The 20,243-nt window shown below is 55.9% G+C and carries 17 protein-coding genes; 6 read left to right on the forward strand and 11 right to left on the reverse strand.

Annotation, left to right across the window (positions count from 1 at the left end; genetic code table 11):
- Window positions 1-19: 19 nt before the first annotated feature.
- The 9 genes from bamA to rpsB form a co-directional block, all read right to left on the reverse strand.
- Complete coding sequence (gene bamA, locus G6041_RS14220; protein WP_004386130.1) at window positions 20-2,434, reverse strand: outer membrane protein assembly factor BamA; 2,415 nt, start codon at window positions 2,432-2,434, stop codon at window positions 20-22.
- 30 nt (window positions 2,435-2,464) lie between these two features.
- Complete coding sequence (rseP, locus tag G6041_RS14225; protein WP_012125712.1) at window positions 2,465-3,817, reverse strand: sigma E protease regulator RseP; 1,353 nt, start codon at window positions 3,815-3,817, stop codon at window positions 2,465-2,467.
- Window positions 3,818-3,828: 11 nt separating this feature from the next.
- Window positions 3,829-4,686 (reverse strand): phosphatidate cytidylyltransferase, encoded by an 858-nt coding sequence (cdsA, locus tag G6041_RS14230; protein ID WP_012125713.1) that lies wholly within the window; start codon window positions 4,684-4,686, stop codon window positions 3,829-3,831.
- A gap of 12 nt (window positions 4,687-4,698) precedes the next feature.
- Window positions 4,699-5,457, reverse strand: a complete 759-nt coding sequence (ispU, locus tag G6041_RS14235; protein ID WP_004386134.1) for a (2E,6E)-farnesyl-diphosphate-specific ditrans,polycis-undecaprenyl-diphosphate synthase — start codon at window positions 5,455-5,457, stop codon at window positions 4,699-4,701.
- A gap of 188 nt (window positions 5,458-5,645) precedes the next feature.
- Window positions 5,646-6,842 carry a 1-deoxy-D-xylulose-5-phosphate reductoisomerase gene (ispC, locus tag G6041_RS14240; RefSeq protein ID WP_041460746.1) on the reverse strand — a complete coding sequence of 399 codons (1,197 nt, stop codon included), beginning with the start codon at window positions 6,840-6,842 and terminating at the stop codon, window positions 5,646-5,648.
- A 124-nt stretch (window positions 6,843-6,966) separates the two neighbouring features.
- Window positions 6,967-7,524, reverse strand: a complete 558-nt coding sequence (frr, locus tag G6041_RS14245; protein ID WP_004386136.1) for a ribosome recycling factor — start codon at window positions 7,522-7,524, stop codon at window positions 6,967-6,969.
- A gap of 168 nt (window positions 7,525-7,692) precedes the next feature.
- Window positions 7,693-8,418, reverse strand: coding sequence for a UMP kinase (gene pyrH, locus G6041_RS14250; protein WP_004386137.1), 726 nt, complete (start codon window positions 8,416-8,418; stop codon window positions 7,693-7,695).
- 146 nt (window positions 8,419-8,564) lie between these two features.
- Window positions 8,565-9,416 carry a translation elongation factor Ts gene (gene tsf, locus G6041_RS14255; RefSeq protein ID WP_004386138.1) on the reverse strand — a complete coding sequence of 284 codons (852 nt, stop codon included), beginning with the start codon at window positions 9,414-9,416 and terminating at the stop codon, window positions 8,565-8,567.
- Window positions 9,417-9,572: 156 nt separating this feature from the next.
- Complete coding sequence (gene rpsB, locus G6041_RS14260; protein WP_004386139.1) at window positions 9,573-10,298, reverse strand: 30S ribosomal protein S2; 726 nt, start codon at window positions 10,296-10,298, stop codon at window positions 9,573-9,575.
- Window positions 10,299-10,607: 309 nt separating this feature from the next.
- On the opposite strand from rpsB, the gene map reads away from it, so the two are divergent.
- The 4 genes from map (at window position 10,608) to G6041_RS14280 (ending at window position 15,487) form a co-directional block, all read left to right on the forward strand.
- A complete protein-coding gene (gene map / locus G6041_RS14265; protein ID WP_007864522.1) occupies window positions 10,608-11,402 on the forward strand; it encodes a type I methionyl aminopeptidase in 795 nt (264 codons plus the stop codon).
- A gap of 43 nt (window positions 11,403-11,445) precedes the next feature.
- Window positions 11,446-14,121 (forward strand): bifunctional uridylyltransferase/uridylyl-removing protein GlnD, encoded by a 2,676-nt coding sequence (gene glnD / locus G6041_RS14270; RefSeq protein WP_041460747.1) that lies wholly within the window; start codon window positions 11,446-11,448, stop codon window positions 14,119-14,121.
- Between the two features lie 42 nt (window positions 14,122-14,163).
- Entirely contained in the window at window positions 14,164-14,988 is an 825-nt protein-coding gene (dapD, locus tag G6041_RS14275) for a 2,3,4,5-tetrahydropyridine-2,6-dicarboxylate N-succinyltransferase (protein WP_004386142.1), read from the forward strand.
- Window positions 14,989-15,097: 109 nt separating this feature from the next.
- Window positions 15,098-15,487 (forward strand): DUF3461 family protein, encoded by a 390-nt coding sequence (locus G6041_RS14280; RefSeq protein WP_004386143.1) that lies wholly within the window; start codon window positions 15,098-15,100, stop codon window positions 15,485-15,487.
- Window positions 15,488-15,565: 78 nt separating this feature from the next.
- Here the strand turns inward: G6041_RS14280 and degP are convergent, their stop codons facing one another.
- Both degP and dgt read right to left on the reverse strand, forming a co-directional pair.
- A complete protein-coding gene (gene degP / locus G6041_RS14285) occupies window positions 15,566-16,993 on the reverse strand; it encodes a serine endoprotease DegP (RefSeq protein ID WP_012125717.1) in 1,428 nt (475 codons plus the stop codon).
- A gap of 140 nt (window positions 16,994-17,133) precedes the next feature.
- Window positions 17,134-18,648, reverse strand: coding sequence for a dGTPase (dgt, locus tag G6041_RS14290; RefSeq protein ID WP_012125718.1), 1,515 nt, complete (start codon window positions 18,646-18,648; stop codon window positions 17,134-17,136).
- A 92-nt stretch (window positions 18,649-18,740) separates the two neighbouring features.
- Here dgt and mtnN point away from each other — a divergent pair, with 92 nt between their 5' ends.
- Both mtnN and btuF read left to right on the forward strand, forming a co-directional pair.
- Entirely contained in the window at window positions 18,741-19,439 is a 699-nt protein-coding gene (mtnN, locus tag G6041_RS14295; RefSeq protein ID WP_007896708.1) for a 5'-methylthioadenosine/S-adenosylhomocysteine nucleosidase, read from the forward strand.
- Window positions 19,432-20,232 (forward strand): vitamin B12 ABC transporter substrate-binding protein BtuF, encoded by an 801-nt coding sequence (gene btuF / locus G6041_RS14300; protein ID WP_012125719.1) that lies wholly within the window; start codon window positions 19,432-19,434, stop codon window positions 20,230-20,232. Before mtnN ends, btuF begins: the two co-directional genes overlap by 8 nt.
- The last annotated feature ends 11 nt before the right edge of the window (window positions 20,233-20,243 follow it).

Below are 20,243 nucleotides of genomic sequence, written 5' to 3' on the forward strand. Positions count from 1 at the left end.
CATTCCCTTGTAATGAACATTACCAGGTCTTGCCAATATTGAACTGGAACTGTTCTGCTTTGTCTCCCTCGTATTTCTTGAACGGCTGGGCATAAGAGAACACCAGCGGCCCAAGTGGAGACATCCATTGTAACGCAATACCCGCGGACATACGGATGTTGCTTGGATCGCTATAATCCGGCACGCCTGCCGCACGCATTGCTGCGGTGTTTTTCCAGTTGGTATCCCAGACGGAACCCGCATCGGCAAACAGCGAGGTACGAACGGAGTTCGCGTACTTCTCGCTCAGGAACGGCGTCGGAGTAATAAACTCAAGGCTTGCGACGCCCATCGCGTTACCGCCGACGGCATCATCGGAAGAACAATAGCCACCCACCGCTTTGTCACAGTTATCCAGACCCGGACCGCTGTAATACACCGCTTTAGGACCGATGTTATTGGACTGGAAACCACGCACGGTGCTTGAACCACCTGCATAGAAGTTTTCATAGAACGGCATCTCTTTGCCGCCCAGGCCATCCCCGTAACCCCAGCGCGTACGACCCAGAACCACCCACTTATGGTCGTCATCGATAGGCACATAGGTTGCTGTATCGAGCGTGACTTTATAGAACTCGTTATCCGAGCCCGGAATCGTCACTTTACCGTTAAGGTTCACACGAGAGCCGGACGTCGGGAAGAAGCCGCGGTCAAGGTGGTTGTAAGTCCAGCCGTAGTTCAGCGTGAAATCGTCCGCCGAGAAACCGTTGTCATCGGAGGTCGTTTTCGCGCTCTGGCCTAAAGAATCCAGGTAACGCCACATCGCCACCTGCGGTTCCATATTCGACAGGTCGTTGTGTACGTAACCTAAGCCGAGGCGCAGCGTGTTGTATTCGTTAACCGGGAAGCCCAGCGTGCCATCCACACCATAGCTTTTGTTGGTGTAGGAGGAGAGGTCCGCATCGTCCGCTTTAAAGTCATTGTAGAAAATGCGCCCACCGAGACTCACACCATCAACCGTAAAGTACGGGTTGGTGACGGAGAACTCAGAATATGTCTGGTAGTCGTTTTTAGTGCCGTTGATACCGACGGAATAACCGGTACCGAGCCAGTTATCCTGCTGCACGCCAACCTGGAAGCTGACGCCGCTTTCGGTGCCGTAGCCCACGCCGAAGTTAAAGCTGCCGGTGTTGCGTTCTTTAACTTTGTAGACCACATCAACCTGATCCGGGCTGCCGGAAACACGCTGGGTATCCACATCCACGGTCTCGAAATAGCCGAGACGGTTCAGACGCTCTTTACCCTGATCGACCAGATCGCTGCCAAGCCACGCGCCTTCCATCTGACGCATCTCACGGCGCAGTACGGCATCTTTGGAGGTGTCGTTACCTTCAAAGCGAATTTTGCGTACATAGAAACGGTTGCCGGAATCGACATTCACATGCAGCTTAACGGTCTTATCGGCGTCGTTGATTTCCGGCTGCGTCTGTACGCGCGGATACGCATAACCGTAACGGCCAAGCAGTTTTTTGATGTCGTCTTCCATACGGGTCACTTTCGTGCCGTTGTAAAGCTCGCCCGGCTGCATTTTGGTGAGCGACTCAATTTCAGCGGAGTGGCCGGCCAGGTTGCCACTCACTTCAACGCCGGCAATCTTGTACTGATCGCCTTCGGTTACGTTGATGGTGACATAAATGCCTTTTTTATCCGGCGTCAGGCTGACCTGCGTGGAGTCGATATTGAAGCGCGCGTAACCGCGATCGAGGTAGTAGCTACGCAGCGTTTCGAGATCGCCCTGAAGTTTTTGCTTCTGGTATTTGCGATCGCCCACCACGTTCCACCACGGCACTTCGTCACGCAGCTGGAAGTTGGAAATCAACTCTTCGGTGCTGAACGCACGGTTGCCGACAATGTTGATCTGCTGGATTTTGGCGGAGACGCCTTCCTGGAAGACAAGCTTCAGGTCAACGCGGTTACGCGGCAGCGGCGTGACCACGGCTTTTACGCTGGCGCTGTATTTACCGACGCTGTAGTAAAAGTCTTCCAGACCTTTTTCGATATCGGAAAGCGTGGTGCGGTCAAGGGATTCACCCACGCGCACGCCGGAGGCCTCGAGGTTCTGCTTGAGCATGTCATCTTTCACCGACTTGTTGCCGGAGAAAGTAATGCTGGCGATCGTCGGGCGCTCTTTCACCTGAACGAGCAGCGTATCGCCGTCGCGCAGCACCCGAACATCCTCGAAGTTGCCAGAGGCAAACAACGCACGGATAGTATTACTGATATCCTCGTCATTTACCGTGTCGCCAACGCGAACCGGCATGCTGAGGAGGGCCGCACCAACGGCGACTCGCTGCAGGCCTTCGAAATGAATGTCCTTCACTACGAACCCGTCTGCACCGTATACGGTGGCGCTGCTAAACAGCAGCGACGCTATGAGCAACTTTTTCATCGCCATCGTTGTTATGCGTTCTTCCTAACCTGCTCTCTATAGCCGAGAGAAATCATTGAAAAGTGCAAGCCCCATTAACAGCACCAGCAACATTGAGCCAATGCGATAACTAAAGTCTTGAACTCGCTCGGAAACCGGCCCGCCTTTAAGCTTCTCAATCGCCAGAAACAGCAGATGCCCCCCGTCGAGTACGGGTAGCGGGAACAGATTGATAATCCCTAAGTTCACGCTGATCAGCGCCAGAAACATCAGGTAGTAAATCAACCCGAACTCCGCTGACATCCCTGCTCCCTGGGCTATCGAGATTGGCCCACTGAGGTTGTTCAGTTTAACGTCGCCGGTCAGTAATTTTCCCAGCATGTTGACCGTCAGCTTCATCAGCTGCCACGTTTTCTCCGTGGCTTCTGCTATCGCGTTAAACGGCCCATACTGGCGCACTGTTTTGTACTCATCGGGCAGCGGCGCAATTTTCGGCACTACGCCTGCAAACCCTTCCGCCTTTTCATTACCGGGTTTTGTATCCGGTATCAGCGTCAAAGACAAGGGGCTGCCCTGTCTTTCTATTTCGATTGCGAGCGGGCGCGCCGGATTATCGCGCACCATCGTCACAAAGGTCGACCACTCACTGAGCGGCTGACCATCGACTTTAACGATCCTGTCCCCGGCTTGCAAACCCGCTTTACTGGCGGCCGACTTCGGCTGAACCTGTGCAAGCACCGGTTCAATCTTCGGACCAAACGGCCTGATACCAAGCGACGTGACCGGATCTTCTTTATCCGGTTCGAACTGCCACTGACGCAGATCGAGCACTTTATCCGTGGTCGCCGTGTCGCCTGGCGAGGCAATGCTGAGCGTCACGTTCTTGTCGCCGATACGGCCAACCAGCTCAAGACGCACAGCATCCCAGTCTGGCGTTTCGATGCCATCTACGGCTTTTAGTTCCGTGCCAGGTTCGATTTGTGCCTTCGCCGCGATGGAATTGGGCGTTATTTCACCAATCACCGGTTTAAGGCCCGGCACACCCATCATGAAAACGAGCCAGTAAGCGAAAATAGCGAAGAGAAAATTGGCGATGGGTCCGGCGGCGATAATTGCCGCACGCTGCGACACAGATTTATTGTTGAAGGCTTCGTGGCGTCGTTCCGGCGCAACCGGCTCCACGCGCTCGTCGAGCATTTTGACATAGCCGCCGAGCGGGATCAGGGCGATGACATATTCGGTGCCGTGGCGGTCAGTGCGCCGCCACAACGCCTTACCAAAGCCGACGGAGAAGCGCTCTACACGCACGCCGACTTTACGGGCAACCCAGAAATGGCCGAACTCATGCACCGTGATAAGAACGCCCAGTGCGATAATAAAAGCCGCCAGATTCCAGAGTATGCTCAACATAATTTATTCCGTTAAATCGTCCTGAAGACCAACAGCAGCAGACAGGCGAAAACCGGCACCGCTGCCGTCAGGCTGTCGATGCGATCGAGAATGCCGCCGTGGCCTGGGATCAGATGTCCGCTGTCTTTAATGCCCGCCTCGCGCTTAAACATGCTCTCGGTCAGGTCACCCAGTACAGAGGCCAGCGCAGCGACAATAGAACAGGTCAACAGCGTAACCGGCGCAACGTTCAGATCCGCCCACGCGCCGTAAATCCAGGAGATGATCGCAGCGGTTACGAGGCCACCGATAAAGCCCTGCCAGGTTTTCCCCGGAGAGACTTTCGGCGCAAGTTTATGCTTGCCGAACATTTTACCGAACATATACGCGCCGGAATCCGCTCCCCAGACGAGGAACATGACATACAGCAGCCAGAGCGCGCCGCTGTAGTGATTCGCTTCGTAATGCCAGGCGCGCAGCGCCACCATGCCCCAGAAAAACGGGACAATCGTCAGCAAGCCAAACACCAGACGCAGCGCTTTTGAATGCCGCCAGAAGGTGGCGGAGTTCGGGTAGAACAACACCAACAACAGCGCGACCACCCACCAGCCCAGCGACGCCCAGAGCGCGCCTTCGACCAGCGGAACGCTAATTGGCGCCTGATAAATCGGCAGAAAAAAGAGCATCAGCGCCAGAAGCAGCCCGCAAAGCAGCGCCAGCCATACCCGCTGAGTTCGGGAAGTAAAACCGCTCAGTTGTCCCCATTCCCAGGCGGCCAGCACGCAGACGACCAGCGTCGCAATCGCGAACCCCATCGGCGGCAACAAAAACAGCGCGGCGATAACAACCGGTATTAAAACAAACGCAGAAATCAGGCGATACTTCAGCAAAAGCTACCCCCATCAGGCATCGATGCCGCCAGGTGCCGTGCCGCCGAACCGTCTTTCCCGGTTGGCAAAGGCATTTAGCGCACCTTCAAAGTCTTGTTCATCAAAATCAGGCCAGAGAACATCGGTAAAATAGAGCTCTGCATAGGCAATTTGCCACAGCAGGAAATTACTGATTCGATGCTCTCCCCCTGTCCTAATCACTAAATCTACGGGAGCCAGCTCATGCATGCAGATTTGCTTACTGAGCATCTCTTCATCAATCTGGTCAGGACGTAATAATCCTTCCTGGACCTGCGCCGCTAGCTGCTGCACTCCCTGAATAATATCCCAACGTCCGCCATAATTCGCGGCGATATTCAGCGTCAGGCCAGTATTCTGGCTGGTTAACGCTTCGGCTTTGTGGATACGATCCTGCAAACGAGTATTGAAACGGCTAATATCGCCGATAACCCGCAGACGCACATTATGGCGATGCAGGCTTTTGACTTCGCTGTCGAGCGCCCAGACAAATAACTCCATCAGCGCGCTGACTTCCTGGGCAGGACGGTTCCAGTTTTCGCTGCTGAATGCGTAAAGCGTCAGTGCCTCAATACCATTGTTTGCAGCGAAAGAAACCGCGCGGCGAACCGACTTCGCCCCCGCTTTATGACCAAAGGCTCTGATTTTCCCTTGTCTTTTCGCCCAGCGGCCGTTGCCATCCATAATAATGGCAACATGGCGCGCGCCATGTGCGGGCAAGTTTTCGCTTAATGGAAGGTTTACAGACAACATAACGCGTATTTATTCCCTGATAAGGATTAAGCGGTACTCAGGAATACTGAAGCCTTTGCATAAAAAAGCCGTGACAACCACGGCTCGCCCGACAGGCCAGGCTCACCCACCCGTATTCAGGTGGCGCAGACTATATCACCGAAGCAGAGCGCTCACAAATAACCTCGCCTTCACCGTATGATTAATCATCAGCTTGCGAGACGCGTCACCCGTTTCTGCGCAACAACACGCGCTTCGGCGTCGACGGTGAGCACTTCATCCACACTTTGCGGTTCGCGAAGATCCATTTCATCCAGCACCGCCTGATTAAGCGCTGCGATATCCGTAAAACGAATCTCTCCGGCAAGAAAAGCGGCGACCGTAATTTCATTCGCCGCGTTAAGCGCTGTCGTCGCCGCCTGCCCTTTTTCGAAGGCATCAATGGCAAGCTTCAGACAGGGATAACGCTGATAATCCGGCTCACCGAAGCTCAACGTCGCTATCTTGCAAAAATCCAGGTGCTGTACGCCGGAAGGAACGCGCGCCGGCCAGGCCATCGTATGCGCGATGGGGGTGCGCATATCGGGTTCGCCCAGTTGTGCCAGCACGCTGCCATCGGCATAACGCACCATGGAATGAATCACCGACTGTGGATGAATCAATACTTCCATCTGGTCTGCCCGGGCATTAAAAAGCCAGCGAGCTTCAATGTATTCGAGACCTTTATTCATCATGGTAGCCGAATCGACGGATATTTTACGCCCCATCGACCAGTTAGGATGACGGCACGCCTGGTCTGGCGTCATTGCGGCCAGTTCAGGCAAAGGCGTCTGTCGAAACGGTCCACCAGATCCGGTGAGGATAATCGAAGAAACTCCGCTTTCCTCAAGTTTAGCGTACCCCAGGTTGTGTTGAATTGTTGCCGGTAAACTCTGAAAAATCGCGTTGTGCTCGCTGTCCACCGGCAGCAGTTGCGCCCCGCTCTGCGCGACCGCGTCCATAAAAAGTCGCCCGCAGGTCACCAGCGATTCTTTATTCGCCAGTAACACTTGCTTACCGGCAGCGATAGCCGCAAGCGTCGGCAGAAGCCCGGCGGCACCGACAATGGCCGCCATCACCTGGGTCACGTCGTCGAGCGCAGCCATCTCGCAGGCGGCGTCGCGCCCTGCTAATACTTCAGTGCGGCTGCCGTGCTGGCGCAGCGTTTCACGCAATTCACGGGCGCTCACCTCATCATCCATTACCGCGAAACGGGGGCTAAACTCCAGGCATTGCTCAACCATTCTGGCGACATTCTTTCCCGCCACCAGGGCGGTCACCGAAAATTCTTCCGGATTATGGCGAATAACATCAAGGGTGCTGCAACCGATAGAGCCGGTTGAGCCGAGAATGGTTAAATGCTTCATGAGGCGCTCAACGTGAAATAAGAATAAACGCATCGCGCAGGCGCGCGATCCAATGCAAAACGCCGCCAGCGAAAACCGCGATGCGGCTCTCCTGTACGGCGTTTACAGTATCATCAGAAAGGGCTTAGAACTGCATCAGCTCGGCTTCTTTATCAGCCAGCGCCGCGTCCACTTTCTTGATGGCGGCGTCAGTCAGTTTCTGAACGTCGTCCTGAGAGCGGCGATCTTCATCTTCACCGATCTCTTTATCTTTCAGCAGCGCTTTGACTTTATCGTTCGCGTCGCGACGGACGTTACGGATAGCGACGCGCGCCTGCTCAGCTTCGCCACGCACCACTTTGATGAGGTCTTTACGACGCTCTTCGGTCAGCGGCGGCAGCGGAACGCGGATATCGCTGCCTGCGGAGCTTGGGTTCAGACCGAGGTCAGATGCCATGATCGCTTTCTCAACGGCCGGGCCCATGGAGCGATCGAACACGTTGATTTTCAGCGTACGGGAGTCTTCTACGGTGACGTTAGCCAGCTGACGCAGCGGCGTCGGCGTGCCGTAGTATTCCACTACGATCCCGTCCAGCAGGCTCGGGGAAGCGCGGCCGGTACGCACTTTGCTGATTTGGGTTTTGAATGCTTCAACGCACTTGTCCATGCGTACTTCAGCATCTTTTCTGATATCGCTAATCACGTTACGAATCCTTGAAAACTGGTTATCAGGCAGACCACACCCGCGCCACGATGCCTTGCGGCTGCGTGCTAAGTATAGCCTTCTTTATCTTGCGGCACCCGACGGGTCGCCTGGTCACGGAAACTGATTTTAAAGCGGAATCTTACCCTGATTCCCTTCAAACGAAAATTATTCCGTAATCAAAGTGCCTTCTTTTTCGCCCATTACCACGCGGCGCAGCGCGCCCGGCTTATTCATGTTGAAAACACGAATCGGCAATTTGTGGTCGCGTGCGAGCGTAAAGGCCGCCAGATCCATCACTTTCAGCTCTTTTTCGAGCACTTCCTGATAGGAAAGCTGATCGTAGAGCGTCGCGGTCGGATCTTTCATCGGGTCTGCGGAGTAGACGCCGTCTACTTTCGTCGCCTTCAGCACCACTTCCGCTTCGATTTCGATGCCGCGCAGGCAGGCGGCGGAATCGGTGGTGAAGAACGGGTTGCCGGTACCGGCGGAGAAAATAACCACGCGGTTGTTACGCAGCAGGCTGATAGCTTCAGCCCAGCTATAGTTGTCGCACACGCCGTTTAACGGGAAGGCAGACATCAGGCGGGCGTTAACATAGGCGCGATGCAGCGCGTCGCGCATCGCAAGGCCGTTCATTACGGTCGCGAGCATACCCATGTGGTCGCCCACGACACGGTTCATACCGGCTTTGGCAAGGCCAGCGCCGCGGAATAAGTTGCCGCCGCCGATCACCACCCCGACCTGGATGCCCAGCTCCACCAGCTCTTTAATTTCCTGCGCCATGCGATCCAGAATGCTCGCATCAATACCGAAGCCTTCTGCTCCTTGCAGCGCTTCGCCACTCAGCTTGAGCAGAATGCGTTTATAGACGGGTTTTGCATTGGTAGCCATGTTTCTTTCCTGGAACTGTCAACGAATGGGATGGTTAATTCAGGCGACATGATGCGTCGCATTCCGGCTCCGGCTATATAAGAGCAGGCCGAAATTTATGAATGACGGATAAAAAGGAGCCGCCCTCAGGCGGCTCTTTTACACCATTAAGACTGGCGGGACATGGCAGCAACTTCTGCTGCAAAGTCAGTCTCAACTTTCTGGATGCCTTCGCCCACTTCAAAGCGGATGAAGTTAGTGACGTCAGCGTTGTGCTCTTTCAGCAGCTGAGCAACAGTTTTGCTCGGGTCCATAACGAACGGCTGACCGGTCAGAGAAACTTCGCCGGTGAATTTCTTCATGCGGCCTTCAACCATTTTCTCTGCGATTTCTTTCGGCTTGCCAGACTGCATGGCGATGTCCAGCTGTACCTGGTACTCTTTTTCTACCACGTCAGCAGACACGTCTTCCGGCTTAACGAATTCCGGCTTGCTTGCAGCAACGTGCATCGCCAGCTGTTTAACCAGCTCTTCGTCAGCGTTTTTAGCCGCAACCAGAACGCCGATACGCGCGCCGTGCAGGTAGCTCGCCAGAACGTCGCCTTCCAGGGATGCGATACGACGGATGTTGATGTTCTCGCCGATTTTAGCAACCAGTGCAACGCGCTCTTCTTCGAACTGCGCTTTCAGTGCTTCAACGTCGGTGATTTTGCCCGCAAAAGCCGCGTCCAGCACTTTGTCAGCGAACGCCTGGAAACCGCCGTCTTTAGCAACGAAGTCGGTCTGGCAGTTAACTTCCAGGATCACGCCGTAGTTGCCTTCGATCTTGGTTTTGATCACGCCGTCAGCAGCTACGTTGCCTGCTTTTTTCGCCGCTTTGATCGCGCCAGATTTACGCATGTTTTCGATAGCCAGCTCGATGTCGCCATTAGCTTCAACCAGAGCTTTTTTACATTCCATCATGCCTGCGCCAGTACGTTCGCGCAGCTCTTTTACCAGGGAAGCGGTAATTTCAGCCATTCTATAATCCTCGGTTATCTCGTGCGGGGAGATAAGTCCAGGCCTGTCGGATACTATCGACACACCCGACTCAAACAAAAAAGGGAGCCTGAGACAGGCCCCCTAACCAAACTTGTTACTACCTGGTTAATAAGGGCTCTAAACGAGCATGCCTTATTATTCAGCTTCTACGAAGCTTTCTTCCGCCTGAGCAGCCAGATCCTGAGAACGGCCTTCACGAACGGTTGCAGCAACAGCATTCAGGTACAGGCTGACGGCACGGATGGCGTCATCGTTACCCGGGATAACGAAGTCAACACCGTCCGGATCGGAGTTGGTATCAACGATAGCAAATACCGGGATACCCAGGTTGTTTGCTTCTTTGATAGCGATGTGCTCGTGGTCAGCGTCGATAACGAACAGTGCGTCCGGCAGGCCGCCCATGTCTTTGATACCGCCGAGGCTGTTTTCCAGCTTTTCCAGCTCACGGGTGCGCATCAGCGCTTCTTTTTTGGTCAGCTTATCGAAGGTGCCGTCCTGAGACTGAGTTTCCAGATCTTTCAGGCGCTTGATGGACTGACGAACGGTTTTCCAGTTAGTCAGCATACCGCCCAGCCAGCGATGGTTCACGAAGAACTGGTCGCAGCTGTTAGCAGCTTCTTTCACCGCTTCGCTTGCAGCGCGTTTGGTACCGACGAACAGAATCTTACCTTTACGGGAAGAAATTTTGCTCAGCTCAGCCAGGGCTTCGTTGAACATCGGTACGGTTTTCTCAAGGTTGATGATGTGAACTTTGTTACGCGCACCGAAGATGAACGGCTTCATTTTCGGGTTCCAGTAACGGGTCTGGTGACCGAAGTGAACACCAGCCTTGAGCATGTCGCGCATGGAAACAGTTGCCATGATTTAAAACCTCTGTTTAAAAGTTGGGGTTATGCCTCCACGTATCCCATATTACCGACCCCGAAGGGCACCCCGGAATATGTGCCGATACGTGTGTGTTATTACACAAAGTGAGAGTAGTCGCCTCTGTGCCAGGATTCTGGTACAGAAGTCCGGCGCGCTTTATATCACAAATTCGGCCAGGACTCCAATAGTTGTTCACAGGACGTGCCCTTAATGATTCTCAATTTGGCACCTTCCTGATGCCCTGATACCATTGTTTTACATTTATCAGTATTGCCGACTTTTCCGGCACCAGCGGACCAGATTATGGCTATTTCAATCAAAACCCCTGAAGAAATCGAAAAAATGCGCGTCGCGGGCAGGCTTGCCGCTGAAGTGCTTGAAATGATCGAAGAACATGTGAAGCCGGGCGTCAGCACGGGCGAGCTGGATCGTATCTGCCACGATTACATTACCAATCACCAGCATGCCATCTCCGCGTGTCTGAACTACCACGGTTTTCCGAAATCCGTGTGCATCTCTATTAATGAAGTGGTGTGCCACGGGATCCCTGATGACGGCAAGCTGCTGAAAGATGGCGACATCGTTAACATCGACGTGACCGTCATTAAAGATGACTACCACGGCGACACGTCCAAAATGTTTATCGTCGGCAAACCGACCATTCTGGGCGAGCGCCTGTGCCGCATTACGCAGGAAAGCCTCTATCTGGCGCTGCGTATGGTGAAACCCGGCATCCGCCTGCGCACGCTCGGTGCCGCCATTCAGAAATTCGTCGAAGCGGAAGGCTTTTCTGTGGTGCGCGAGTATTGCGGACACGGCATTGGCCGCGGCTTCCATGAAGAGCCGCAAGTGCTGCATTACGACGCCGATGACGGCGGCGTGGTGCTGCAACCGGGCATGACCTTTACGGTCGAGCCGATGGTGAACGCCGGCGACTACCGCATCCGCACCATGAAGGATGGCTGGACGGTGAAAACCAAGGATCGCAGCTTGTCTGCACAGTACGAGCATACTATTGTGGTGACGGATAACGGCTGCGAAATTCTGACGTTGCGTAAAGACGACACCATACCCAACATCATTTCGCATAACGACTAATAAGAAGCCGGCAAACGCCGGCTTTTTTTATGGGTGGCGCATGATGAGTAACACATTACCCGAGCAGTCTGTGAATACCACGCTTGCTCCTCTTCCCGGACAGCCTGATTACCCCGCCACCTGGCCTGCCGACGCGCTTAACTGCGCGCAAATCAAACAGCATCTCGACGCTTTTCAGCAGTGGCTGGGCGCGGCGTTTGACGACGGCTACACCGCCGAACAACTCATTGAAGCCCGCACTGAATTTATCGACCAGCTCCTGCAACGGCTGTGGATTGCCGCAGGCTTCGGCGACACTCCGGACACCGCGCTGGTCGCGGTCGGCGGTTACGGGCGCGGCGAGCTGCACCCGCTATCCGATATCGATCTGCTGATCCTGAGCCGCAAGCGCTTAAGCGAAGCGCAGGCGCAAAAAGTGGGCGAGCTGCTGACGCTCCTGTGGGACGTGAAGCTGGAAGTGGGCCACAGTGTGCGCACGCTGGAAGAGTGTCTGCTGGAAGGGCTTTCGGATCTCACCGTCGCCACAAACCTTATCGAATCACGCCTGCTGATTGGCGACGTGGCGCTCTTTCTCGAACTGCAAAAGCATATTTTCAGCGACGGCTTCTGGCCTTCGGAAAAATTCTTCGCCGCCAAAGTGGAAGAGCAGAACGAGCGCCATCAGCGCTATCACGGCACCAGCTACAACCTGGAGCCGGACATCAAAAGCAGCCCTGGCGGCCTGCGCGATATCCACACGCTGCAATGGGTGGCGCGCCGCCACTTTGGCGCCACATCGCTCCGTGAAATGGTCGGCTTCGGCTTTCTGACGGAAGCCGAGCGCAACGAGCTCGACGAGTGTCAGCATCTGCTGTGGCGCATTCGTTTTGCGCTGCATCTGGAACTCAACCGCTACGACAACCGTCTGCTGTTTGATCGCCAGTTGAGCGTGGCCCAGCGCCTGCGTTATGAAGGCGAAGGCAACGAGCCGGTTGAGCATATGATGAAGGATTTTTACCGCGTCACGCGCCGCGTCGGCGAGCTCAACCAGATGCTGCTGCAACTGTTCGACGAAGCGATTCTCGCGCTCACCACCGATGAAAAGCCGCGCGTGCTGGATGACGATTTCCAGTTGCGCGGCACGCTTATCGATCTGCGCGACGAGACGCTGTTTATTCGCGAGCCGCAGGCTATTCTGCGCATGTTTTATATGATGGTGCGTAACCGCGACATCACCGGGATCTACTCCACCACGTTGCGCCATCTGCGCCACGCGCGCCGCCATCTTAAACAGCCGCTGTGTTACATCCCGGAAGCCCGTTCACTGTTTCTGGCGATGCTGCGCCATCCGGGCGCGGTAAGCCGCGGCCTGTTGCCGATGCATCGCCACAGCGTGTTGTGGGCTTACATGCCGCAGTGGTCGCATATTGTCGGCCAGATGCAGTTCGACCTGTTCCACGCCTATACGGTGGATGAGCACACCATTCGCGTGCTGCTGAAGCTGGAAAGCTTCGCCAAAGAAGAGACGCGCGCGAAACACCCGCTCTGCGTGGATCTCTGGCCGCGCCTGTCGCACCCGGAACTGATCCTCATCGCCGCGCTGTTCCATGATATTGCCAAAGGCCGTGGCGGCGATCACTCGGTGCTGGGCGCGCAGGACATCCTGAAATTTGCCGAGCTGCACGGCCTCAACTCGCGTGAAACGCAGCTGGTCGCCTGGCTGGTGCGCCACCATCTGCTGATGTCGGTCACGGCGCAGCGCCGCGACATTCAGGACCCGGAAGTCATTAAGCAGTTTGCCGAAGAAGTGCAGACCGAAAACCGGCTGCGTTTCCTTGTCTGCCTGACGGTGGCGGATATCTGCGCTACCAACGAAACGCTCTGGAACAGCTGGAAGCAGAGTCTGCTGCGCGAACTCTACTTCGCGACCGAAAAACAGCTGCGTCGCGGCATGCAAAGCACGCCCGACATGCGCGAGCGGGTGCGTCATCACCAGCTTCAGGCGCTGGCGCTGCTGCGTATGGAAAACATCGACGAAGAGGCGTTGCATCACATCTGGGGACGTTGTCGCGCCAACTACTTTGTGCGCCACAGTCCCAATCAGCTCGCCTGGCACGCGCGGCATCTGCTCCGTCACGATCTCAGCAAGCCGCTTATCCTGTTAAGCCCGCAGGCGACGCGCGGCGGCACCGAGATATTTATCTGGAGCCCGGACCGCCCTTACCTCTTCGCCGCCGTCTGCGCCGAGCTTGACCGGCGCAATCTGAGCGTACACGACGCGCAGATCTTCACGACCCGCGACGACATGGCGATGGATACCTTTATTGTACTGGAGCCGGACGGCAGCCCGCTCTCTCCCGACCGCCACGAGGCGATTCGCCACGGTCTTGAGCAGGCGATCACCCAGCGCACCTGGCAGCCGCCGCAGCCGCGCCGTCAGCCGGCCAAACTGCGGCACTTTACGGTGGAAACCGAGGTCAATTTCCTGCCAACGCACACCGACAGAAAATCGTTTCTGGAGCTTATCGCGCTCGATCAGCCCGGCCTTCTGGCGCGCGTCGGGCAGGTCTTCGCCGACCTCGGCATTTCGCTGCACGGGGCCCGAATCAGTACAATCGGGGAGCGAGTAGAAGATTTATTTATAATCGCGACAGCGGACCGGCGTGGGCTTAATAATCTGCTCCAGCAAGAGGTGAGACAACGGTTGACAGAGGACCTCAATCCAAACGATAAAGTGTAGTGAATTTTTAATACCCAAAAGTTATCAGGAAAGAAGCTAATTATGCAGCAGCTACAGAACGTTATTGAATCCGCTTTCGAGCGCCGCGCCGACATCACGCCGGCGAACGTCGATGCCGTCACCCGCGAGGCGGTCAACCAGGTTATCGCCCTGCTGGACAGTGGCGAACTGCGCGTCGCAGAGAAGATCAACGGCGAGTGGGTCACCCACCAGTGGCTGAAAAAAGCGGTGCTGCTCTCCTTCCGCATTAACGACAACCAGGTGATTGAAGGCGCGGAAAGCCGCTACTTCGACAAAGTGCCGATGAAATTCGCTAACTACGACGAAGCGCGCTTCCAGAAAGAAGGCTTTCGCGTGGTGCCGCCTGCAGCCGTGCGCCAGGGTGCGTTTATCGCCCGCAACACCGTGCTGATGCCGTCATATGTCAACATCGGCGCGTATGTCGACGAAGGCACCATGGTGGACACCTGGGCGACCGTCGGCTCCTGCGCGCAGATCGGTAAAAACGTTCACCTCTCCGGCGGCGTCGGCATCGGCGGCGTACTGGAGCCGCTGCAGGCCAACCCGACCATCATTGAAGACAACTGCTTTATTGGCGCGCGCTCCGAAGTGGTGGAAGGCGTTATCGTTGAAGAAGGCTCTGTTATCTCGATGGGCGTTTACATCGGCCAGAGCACCAAAATTTACGATCGCGAAACCGGCGAAGTCTTCTACGGTCGCGTGCCGGCAGGCTCCGTGGTGGTTTCCGGCAACCTGCCGTCGAAAGATGGCTCATACAGCCTCTACTGCGCGGTGATCGTGAAGAAAGTCGACGCGAAAACCCGCGGTAAAGTCGGTATCAACGAACTGCTGCGCACCATCGACTAAGCAGAACGAAAAAAGGCGGGCCTGACCCGCCTTTTTCGCATCTGAGGGTGGCGCGATGGGATCTTTTCATTAATTATCTAAAGGTTAATATTTCCCCAGGGGGATCGCTATGTACGACAACCTTAAGAGTCTTGGCATAACCAATCCTGATGAAATCGACCGTTACAGTCTGCGCCAGGAAGCGAACAACGATATCCTGAAGATCTACTTCCATAAGGATAAGGGCGAGTTCTTCGCCAAGAGCGTGAAGTTTAAATACCCACGCCAGCGCAAAACCGTGGTCGCCGACGGCGTGGGTCAGGGTTATAAAGAAGTGCAGGAGATCAGCCCTAACCTGCGCTACGTGATAGACGAGCTGGATCAACTCTGCCAGCGCGACCGCACCGAAGTGGATCTCAAACGCAAAATCCTGGACGATCTGCGCCATCTGGAAAGCGTCGTGGCGAACAAGATCTCAGAGATCGAATCCGACCTCGAAAAGCTCACCCGCAACAAATAAGCGTCGCCCGCGGGTTTCGCGCCGGGCATCAGACGTAAAAAAGGCCGCAATCGCGGCCTTTTGTTTTTACATCAGGTGTTACTGCATCAGCAGATAGATAGAGCTGTCGCCACGCTGAATATTCAGCGCCAGCACCGACGGCTTGCTGTCGAGGATTTTGCGCAGTTCAGCGATATTGCTCACCGGCTGCTGGTTCGCGCCGACGATAACATCGCCTTTCTTCAGGCCGATACGCGCCGCAGGCGAGCCCGCTTTGACGCTGTTCACCACCACGCCTTTCTCTTTACCGGCGCGGTTGCTCATCTCCGCCCCTTCGATACCGCTAAAGATGGAAGACGAATCTACCTGCGTCTGGCTGCTCTGCTGCAGCACCAGATCGACATTCACTGGTTTACCGTCGCGCAGCAGACCGAGCGTCAGTTTCGTGCCGACCGGCATGGTGCCGACCTGCGCACGCAGCGCGGCGAAGCTGCTAATCGGTTTGCCGTTCAGCGACACAATCACGTCGCCCGCTTTCACACCCGCTTTGGCGGCGGAAGAGTTCGCCAGCACCTGGCTTACAAACGCGCCGCGCTGGGCGTCCACTTTCATCGCTTTGGCAAGTTCAGAGTTCAGCTCGGTGCCCATGATGCCCAGCTCGCCGCGTTTCACCTGGCCATATTCGACCATCTGCGACGTCAGGCTTTTCACCATATTGCTCGGAATAGCGAAGCCGATACCGATGTTACCGCCGTCCGGCGCCAGAATCGCGGTGTTAATACCGATAAGCTCACCGTTCAGGTTCACCAGCGCGCCGCCGGAGTTCCCGCGGTTAATTGCCGCATCGGTCTGGATAAAGTTCTCATAGTTTTCCGCGTTCAGGCCGCTGCGGCCCAGCGCCGAGACGATACCGGAGGTCACCGTTTCGCCAAGCCCGAACGGGTTGCCGATAGCCACGGCGTAGTCGCCGACGCGCAGGCTGTCGGAGTCGGCAAGTTTAATCGCCGTCAGGTTTTTCGGATCCTGAATCTGGATAAGCGCGATATCGGAGCGCGGATCTTTACCCACGATTTTCGCGTCCAGCTTACGGCCATCGCTCAGCTGCACTTTAATGGTGGTGGCGTTATCCACTACGTGGTTGTTGGTAACCACATAACCTTTGGCGGCATCGATAATCACACCGGAGCCGAGGGCCATAAATTTCTGCTGCTGGCCGCCGTCATCCGCGCCGCCAGGGCCGCCCTGGCAGAAAGGCGAACTCTGGAACGGTGAGCCTTCCTGGCAGAACGGCGAATCATCACCGAAGAATTGCTGGAAGTTGCGCGGCATACGCGGCGTATTCACCGTGGTGCTGCCTTCAACACTAATGCTGACGACAGAAGGCATGACTTTTTCCAGCATCGGCGCCAGGCTCGGCATCGCCTGCGACGTCACGGCGGACGCGGTTTCAGCGGCGAAGGAAGCCGGGCTTAAAGCCAGCCCCAGGCTCAGGGCCAGCGCACTCATTGCTAACGTGGTTTTTTTCATCGATTCATTCTCAACTAACAAGTAACGCAAATAAATTGCTGTGAAGGTGTCTGTCAGAGTCGATTTATAGCGCGAAGTTCCGTCGTTAATTTTCTGAAAAAAGTAAAAATTTATTGTCCGTCTTTACAAAACGAAGCGGCTTATTCTACCGCCATCAGTTTGCGATATTCATCCCAGGCGTAGAGATCGGTCATGCCGCTGATATAGTCCTGGATAAGACGGCAACGATAATAATATTCCCAAACCGGGAAATCTGCCGCCTGCGGATGTAGATGACTCACGGCCTCGATATAAGCCAGCCGGTGACGGGAGGAAAGTTTATGGTAAAGACGCGATTCAATCGGCAGCGACCGTACGCTCTCTTTTTCCACCAGCTCGCGAAATTGCGCGAGCGTCAGCGCAAGCAGCGGGCTGTAAATATCCAGCAACCCGCTAATAACCCGGTAGCCCTGCAACTCCAGTTGCTCGACGTCAGGGTGGTTAAATACATGACGCACCGCGACATTTTTATACAGCTCCAGCAGGCGGCTGTACGGGCTGTCATCCTCCAGCAACGCGTGATTAAACGAACCGTTAAAGACGTCCGGCAAATTATCAATAAAGCGCTGCGCGGCGTAAGGTGCCAGCCGATTTAATGTATTCACGCGCAGATACATAAAGAACTGATCTTCCGCGCTGTGGTGCAATTGATTGGTTCCCGATTTATCCCAGGCGTTTTGCACGACCAGATTAAAGAGATCGCCCGGCGCATGTTCACCCCAGGCGTCATAGAGATGTTGATATAACTGCTCAACGCTGAAAATACGTTTTTCAACCGCATCTTCGAGATCCGCCACGCAATAAGAAATATCGTCAGCCGCTTCCATAATCCAGGCAAGCGGGAAGCGACTGTAAGTGTCTAATTGCAGTTCTTTACGCAACCGCGAAATATATTGATCTTCGGAGAGATAAAACCCCGGCTTTTTCATCAGGTAGCTATGGGTTTCCGGCACCGGGCCGTGGTGCCAGGCCGGGCGCGAATATTTGAGGATACCGCCAACCTGCGCCCAGGTGAGATTCATGCGCAACAGCGTATGCACCAGCCGAATACCCTGCGCGTTCCCTTCGAAATGACACAGATCGCGGCGCACGTTGCCGCGCAGGGCGTTAAGCGCCTCTTCGCCCTCCTGCAGGCGCAGCGTCTGCACCGTGCAGCGGTCCTGGCTTACGGGCAGGTTTTCGGCATCAGCCGGAAAGAGCCGCTGGCTGAACCAGTCGTTAATCGCGGCCTCACCGAAGTGGCCAAACGGCGGATTGCCGATGTCATGCATCAGGCACGACATCTCAACAATGCTCTCAAACGGCCCGGTCAGCTCCGAGAGGCCATACGCCTCAAGCAGCCCCTGCTCTTTCAGGCGGCTCAACACTTCTTTGGCGATATAGCGCCCCACCTGTTGCACTTCCAGAGAGTGCGTAAGGCGCGTGCGCACCGCGGCGTTGCGCTCAAGGGGAAAAACCTGGGTTTTCTGTTGCAGGCGGCGGATCGCGGGCGAGTTGATAATACGGCCGCGATCGCTTTCAAAAATACGCAGGATCTCGTGTTCACTCTTCACGCCCTGCGGCGAGCGATACCGGCGATGCCAGTTGATTTTGTTTCGGAAATCGATTTTCTCCATCCGCCCTCCCGGTCTGCGCGCACGCGAATTAAATCCTTGCTGTCTGCCATGATAGACTATGCCTCTGAATCCATCATTTAGCGAGTATCTCTATGAAAGCAGGCATTATTGGCGCAATGGAAGAAGAAGTGACGCTGCTGCGTGACAAAATCGACAACCGCCAGACCCTGACTATCGCCGGCTGCGAAATTTACACCGGCACCCTCAACGGCGTGGATGTGGCGCTGCTGAAATCGGGCATCGGTAAAGTTTCCGCCGCGATGGGCGCGACGCTGCTGCTGGAGCACTGCAAACCTGACGTGATTATCAACACCGGCTCGGCGGGCGGTCTCGCGCCGTCGCTGAAAGTGGGCGATATCGTGGTTTCCGACGAAGTGCGCTACCACGACGCCGACGTCACCGCGTTCGGCTACGAATATGGTCAGATGGCGGGCTGCCCGGCGGCGTTCAAAGCCGATGAAAAACTGATCGCGGCGGCGCAGGAAACCATCGAAAAACTGAACCTGCACGCGGTGCGCGGGCTGGTGGTGAGCGGCGACGCCTTTATCAACGGTTCCGTGAACCTTGCTAAAATCCGCCACAACTTCCCGCAGGCGATTGCCGTTGAGATGGAAGCGACCGCCATTGGCCACGTCTGTCATAACTTCGGCGTGCCGTTTGTGGTGGTGCGCGCTATCTCTGACGTCGCCGATCAGCAGTCGCACCTGAGCTTTGAAGAGTTCCTGGCGGTGGCGGCGAAGCAGTCGAGCCTGATGGTCGAGACGCTGCTCACGAGCCTGAACCGTGGCTAAACGCTGGCTTACCGGGGCGCTTGTCGCCCTGTTGGTTCTCCCGGCGTGGCTTTTTGCCGCGCCGCGGGTTATTACCCTCTCTCCTGCCAATACCGAACTCGCCTTTGCCGCCGGGATCACGCCGGTTGCGGTAAGCGCTTACTCTGACTACCCCGACGCCGCGCGTCAGCGCGAACAGGTGGCGAACTGGCAGGGGATGAACGTGGAGCGTATCGCGGCGCTTAAACCCGATCTGCTGGTCGCCTGGCGCGGCGGCAACCCGGAACGGCAGATAAACCAGCTCAAATCGCTCGGCATTCACGTGCTCTGGCTCGATCCGCAAAATGTCGCGCAGGTGGCCGACGCGCTGCGCGCGCTCGCCCCCTACAGCCCGACGCCGGAAAAGGCACAGGCCGCGGCGCGCGAGCTTGAACAGCGCTGGCAAGCGCTTACTGCGCGATATAAAAGCCAGCCGAAAAAGCGCGTGTTTTTGCAGTTCGGCATGCGCCCGCTTTTTACCACCAGCAAAGCCTCTATCCAGAATGAAATCGTCGCGGCGTGCGGCGGCGAGAATATCTTCGCCGACAGCCCCGTTCCCTGGCCGCAGGTGAGCCGCGAACAGGTGCTGGCGCGCCATCCCGAGGCCGTTGTCGTCACCGGCGGCGAGAAGTCCATCGCTGCCACGCGGCAGTTCTGGCAGCCTCTGCAAAATGTTCCTGTCATAAGCATTAACGATGACTGGTTTGAGCGCGCCGGCCCGCGTATTATCCTCGCCGCGAATCAGCTCTGTCAGGCGCTGGCAGAGGTAAAATAACGAGTCGAGGA

Source organism: Cronobacter sp. HA18003 (assembly GCF_011605905.1).
Classification (GTDB): domain Bacteria; phylum Pseudomonadota; class Gammaproteobacteria; order Enterobacterales; family Enterobacteriaceae; genus Cronobacter; species Cronobacter sakazakii.

Coding starts and splice junctions, on each gene's coding strand:
- bamA (WP_004386130.1), bottom strand. CDS start 2,434: ATGGCGATGAAAAAGTTGCTCATAGCGTCGCTGCTGTTTAGCAGCGCC.
- rseP (WP_012125712.1), bottom strand. CDS start 3,817: ATGTTGAGCATACTCTGGAATCTGGCGGCTTTTATTATCGCACTGGGC.
- ispU (WP_004386134.1), bottom strand. CDS start 5,457: ATGTTGTCTGTAAACCTTCCATTAAGCGAAAACTTGCCCGCACATGGC.
- ispC (WP_041460746.1), bottom strand. CDS start 6,842: ATGAAGCATTTAACCATTCTCGGCTCAACCGGCTCTATCGGTTGCAGC.
- pyrH (WP_004386137.1), bottom strand. CDS start 8,418: ATGGCTACCAATGCAAAACCCGTCTATAAACGCATTCTGCTCAAGCTG.
- tsf (WP_004386138.1), bottom strand. CDS start 9,416: ATGGCTGAAATTACCGCTTCCCTGGTAAAAGAGCTGCGCGAACGTACT.
- rpsB (WP_004386139.1), bottom strand. CDS start 10,298: ATGGCAACTGTTTCCATGCGCGACATGCTCAAGGCTGGTGTTCACTTC.
- map (WP_007864522.1), top strand. CDS start 10,608: ATGGCTATTTCAATCAAAACCCCTGAAGAAATCGAAAAAATGCGCGTC.
- glnD (WP_041460747.1), top strand. CDS start 11,446: ATGAGTAACACATTACCCGAGCAGTCTGTGAATACCACGCTTGCTCCT.
- dapD (WP_004386142.1), top strand. CDS start 14,164: ATGCAGCAGCTACAGAACGTTATTGAATCCGCTTTCGAGCGCCGCGCC.
- G6041_RS14280 (WP_004386143.1), top strand. CDS start 15,098: ATGTACGACAACCTTAAGAGTCTTGGCATAACCAATCCTGATGAAATC.
- degP (WP_012125717.1), bottom strand. CDS start 16,993: ATGAAAAAAACCACGTTAGCAATGAGTGCGCTGGCCCTGAGCCTGGGG.
- dgt (WP_012125718.1), bottom strand. CDS start 18,648: ATGGAGAAAATCGATTTCCGAAACAAAATCAACTGGCATCGCCGGTAT.
- mtnN (WP_007896708.1), top strand. CDS start 18,741: ATGAAAGCAGGCATTATTGGCGCAATGGAAGAAGAAGTGACGCTGCTG.